Annotated in this window: 3 protein-coding genes; 2 read left to right on the top strand and 1 reads right to left on the bottom strand. The window is 67.4% G+C overall.

Going from position 1 to position 3,831, the window contains the following annotated elements; translation table 11 throughout:
* Positions 1-339 precede the first annotated feature (339 nt).
* A complete protein-coding gene (locus ADL25_RS07570; protein WP_059126880.1) occupies positions 340-552 on the top strand; it encodes a hypothetical protein in 213 nt (70 codons plus the stop codon).
* Between the two features lie 667 nt (positions 553-1,219).
* Here ADL25_RS07570 and ADL25_RS07565 read toward each other — a convergent pair.
* On the bottom strand, positions 1,220-1,492 hold the full coding sequence (locus tag ADL25_RS07565) for a hypothetical protein (RefSeq protein WP_059126879.1): 273 nt from the start codon (positions 1,490-1,492) through the stop codon (positions 1,220-1,222).
* Between the two features lie 202 nt (positions 1,493-1,694).
* Here ADL25_RS07565 and ADL25_RS47945 point away from each other — a divergent pair, with 202 nt between their 5' ends.
* The gene (locus ADL25_RS47945) at positions 1,695-3,482 is read left to right on the top strand and encodes a hypothetical protein (protein WP_059126878.1); all 1,788 of its coding nucleotides are present in this window, start codon (positions 1,695-1,697) and stop codon (positions 3,480-3,482) included.
* Positions 3,483-3,831 lie beyond the last annotated feature (349 nt).

The raw sequence follows: 3,831 nt of genomic DNA, 5'->3' as shown, positions 1-3,831 counted from the left end.
CGGCTACCGTCCAGGGCCTCCGGACAAATTGTTCGGAGTGTTTGGACGGCGGGGTTTGGTCATGACCTGTTGGCCCTCGTGGCAATGGGTCCGCCGTTTCCGCTGCTCCGCAGCCGGGTTCCCGCATGACCCGGCTGCGGGGCGGTGGGTCCCCCTCGTTCGGACGCTGTTGCGGTGCGGGAGGTTTGGTCGGTGTGGTTCACCGCCGGCCGGGCTCTCTCGCCGCAGGTGCAGGACGCGGCCCAGGGCGGCGGTTCGGAGGTTCGCTCTCCGGCCGCCTGGGGCTCGGTGCCCGTTCTGTTCGACCGTTCCTTTGACAGGATGAAAGGTGTTTCTTCCATGAACATGGACCAGCTTGAGGCCGAGACCGCGGAGCTGCTGCCCGGGCGGGAGGCGCTGGGGAAGTTCTCGTTCAACTTCACCAAGATGACGAACATCACGAAGAAGGTCGCTCACGTGGACGCGCACAACGAGTCCGAGGCGGTCAACTCGTGCTCGCCGTACGCGGTCGCGCAGTCCCAGGCTTCGCAGGCCATCAGCGTGCGGCAGTAAGGCCCGCTGGTGGTGCAGGGCCGCTTCGTGCAGCGGAACGCGGCCCTGCACCCCGCCGGTTGCGGCTCGCCGGCCCGTGTCTCACCTGTTGTGTGACTTGGGCCCGTGTCCCGCTCACTTACTGTCGAATGCGGTCCTGTATCCAGCCCGCTGTGAGGGCGTGGGTCCTGCGCTCCGCCCACTGCGGGACGTGGCCTTGGACTCCGCCGACCGCGGCAGCCGGTCCCGTCCAAAGGGCGTGAGTCCCACGTCTGGTTTGCGGTGTGTGTGATGCAGGGCGTATGCGGTGTGGTGTGCCGGTTGTGGATGGGATGTTTCGCGCGGAAGCGGCATGGGCTTCAGGTCTGACGCCATCCCAGCCACCCCGTGCCTTCGTTGTCTTCCCTGTCCAGGCCGCCCGCACTGCCTGCCGTGTGGTCGCTCGCTGTATGCGGTTGCCGTGTGACGTACGGTGCACCGCCCGGGCCCGCACCCCTCAGACGCGGTCCTTATCCCTTATGCCGGTTCAGCTTCGACAGCCCGTCGGCCGTCTCGGCCGTGGCAGCCCTCGTTGGTCGTGTCGGCCAGGGACGGTCGTGGTGGTGGCTGGATCGCCTTCCCCTGTTTGTGTATTGGAGTAGTGAATGACGGCGTCCGATGGGAACCGTGGCCGCAGCGGGCGGCACCGTCAGTCCGCCCACATCTGGAACCAGTTGACGGTGCGCCAGGACGCTGTCGATGCCGGTGTCTCGGGTGCGGCCACGTACTCGGCACCGCCAGTGGCCGAGGCGCGCAAGGTGTCGAGGACGCCCACGGCGCCCTCGGCGTACGCGCACTCCACGCACCCGGCGTCCACCACGCACCCGACACCTTCGGCGTACCCGGTGCAGGGAGCGGATGCGGCGTATGCGATGGACGCGTTGAGGCTCGCGGATTCGACGATGCCGGAGGGTGCCGGCATGCTCCCACACCCTGCCACTCCCTCATACTCTGACGTGCCCTCAACCGTGCCGCCGGGTGAGGCCGTTCCTGGGCAGTCAGCCGGCCCCTCGCACCATTCTGTGCCTGCGCATCCTGCCGGATTCGCGCATTCCACTGTGCCTTCGGCTGTGCCGTTGAGCGCGTTTGTGTCTTCGGGCGCTGCTGTGCTTTCGGATTCCGGTGTGTCTGAGGCCGTGTCGTCGGGTGCGGGGGTGATGGTTCCGCGGTTGTGCGAGGGCCTGGAGCTGTTGGGGGAGTATCAAGGGTCGGGCTCTGTGGTGCGGAAGTTTCTGCTGCGGAGGGGGGATGGGCAGGTCATTCAGGTGTCGCGGCTTTTGTATTTGGTGGCGGGGTCTGTGGATGGTGTGCGGGATGCGGAGGCGATTTCGCATCGGGTGAGTGGCCGTTATGGGCAGGAGGTGTCGGCCGAGGATGTGGTGTTTTTGGTGGAGCGGAAGTTGACTCCGATGGGGGTGACGCTCCCGCCCGGTGGGGATGGCCGGGGGCCGGCTCCGCGGTCGGATTTGTTGTTGGCGTTGAAGGGTCACCGGGTCGTTTTCGGTGAGCGGTGGGTCGCTCGTATTGCTGGGGTGTTGGGGTGGCTGCATTCACCGCTGGTCGTGTCGTTGGTTTTGGTGGCGGCGGTGGTGATGGATGGCTGGTTGTTCGGGGTGCATGGGGGGATCACGGCGGTGCTGCAGGTGTTGGAGCAGCCGTTGTGGATGTTGATTCTGTTTGGGTTGACTGTGGCGTCGTTGGTGTTTCATGAGTTCGGGCATGCGTCGGCCTGTCATTACAGCGGGGCGGTGCCGGGGAAGATCGGTTGCGGGATTTTCTTGATCTGGCCGTCGATGTATACGGATGTCACGGATGTGTACCGGGTGGGGAGGGCGGGCCGGCTACGGACGGGCTTGGGGGGTGTGTATTTCAACGTCATTTTCATGCTGGTGTTGACCGGCCTGTACCTCGTGACGGGTCAGCCGTTGTTTTTGGCGGCGGTGTATCTCGCGCATTTCGAGGTGCTGGAGCAGCTGATGCCATTGGTGCGGCTGGACGGTTATTACATTCTGGGTGATCTGGCGGGCGTGCCGGATCTGTACGGCAAGGTCAAGCCGATCCTGATGGGCCTGTTGCCGGGGCGGCGGCGGGAGGCGGCCGCGATGCTGGGGCTGAAGCGGTCGGCGCGGATCGTGGTGACGGTGTGGGTGGCGGTCATGGTGCCGCTGCTGCTGGCCGAGGTCGGCTATGTGTTGTGGAACCTTCCCCGGCTGGTGGCGACCGCCGGGCGGGCGCTGGCCGCGCAGGTGTCGGGCACTCTCGAGGCGTTCGCCGGTCTGCAGGTGTGGGCGGGGCTGGTGGGTGTGATCGGCACACTGATGCTGCTGTGTCCGATGGCGGGTGGTTGTTATCTGGCGGGCCGGATCGTGGTGCGGGTGTGGCGGGCGGGCCTACGGGTCACGGAGGGCCGACCGGTGATGCGGCTGGCTGTGGTGGGGGCGGTGGTGGCTGTGGGTGCGGTGCTGGGGGTGGCGTGGGTGCGGGGGCTGACACCGAAGCCGCTGCCGGCGGCCGCGCCCGTGACCCCGGTGCTGCAGCCCGGTGTGCCCGCCCCGCACCCTGCACCGACCACCTCCACGGCCGGCCCTTCCCCCGCCCCCTCGCACCCGGCTCGCCGCCCCGCCGTGCCACCGTCCGGTCGGCCGGCAACCGTGACCCCGCCCGTTGCCTCCAGCGCCGCCCCAGCCTCATCAAGTCCGGCCACCGTCTCCCGGACGCCGAGTGCGTCTCCTACGCGCACCCACCCCACGCCGGATCCATCGGGGAGCAGCCCGACCCCGTCCGCGACCGGCACGCCTCCCACCGGCTCACCCTCACCTTCACCGTCCGCCTCCACCTCGCCCACACGTTCACCCTCACCATCAGGAACGTCGCCATCGGTGCCGGGGCCGCGGGGTTCTGGCGGCACCTGACGCCGCTCGGTGGCCCTGACGGCAAGCAGCACTTGGGCCCCGCTGCCTACCGTGAGCAGCACCTTTCCACCCCCCTGACACTCGCCCAGCCCTCCATCCCTCCGCATTTGCCCACCCCCGCGGCCCCCGTGGTCACCCCTCTCACTCTTGTCTTCACCTTCACGCAGGTCACTTTCGGTGCAGGCGTCGTGGGTCTCTTGGCCTTGTCCGGCGTCTGCTCTACCGCCTTTATGGCAGGAGGAAATTTTCATGAATCATCGCAAGTCTTCGACGCGTCGTCGTTCGCGGTCGGCTGTCGGTCTCGGTCTGGGGGTTGCGGCGAGTGCGACGTTGTCTCTCGTGGCGGCCA

The organism is Streptomyces sp. NRRL F-5122 (genome assembly GCF_001507435.1).
GTDB classification, from domain to species: Bacteria; Actinomycetota; Actinomycetes; order Streptomycetales; family Streptomycetaceae; genus Streptomyces; species Streptomyces lannensis.
This window is presented reverse-complemented; position numbering and strand designations above follow the sequence as displayed.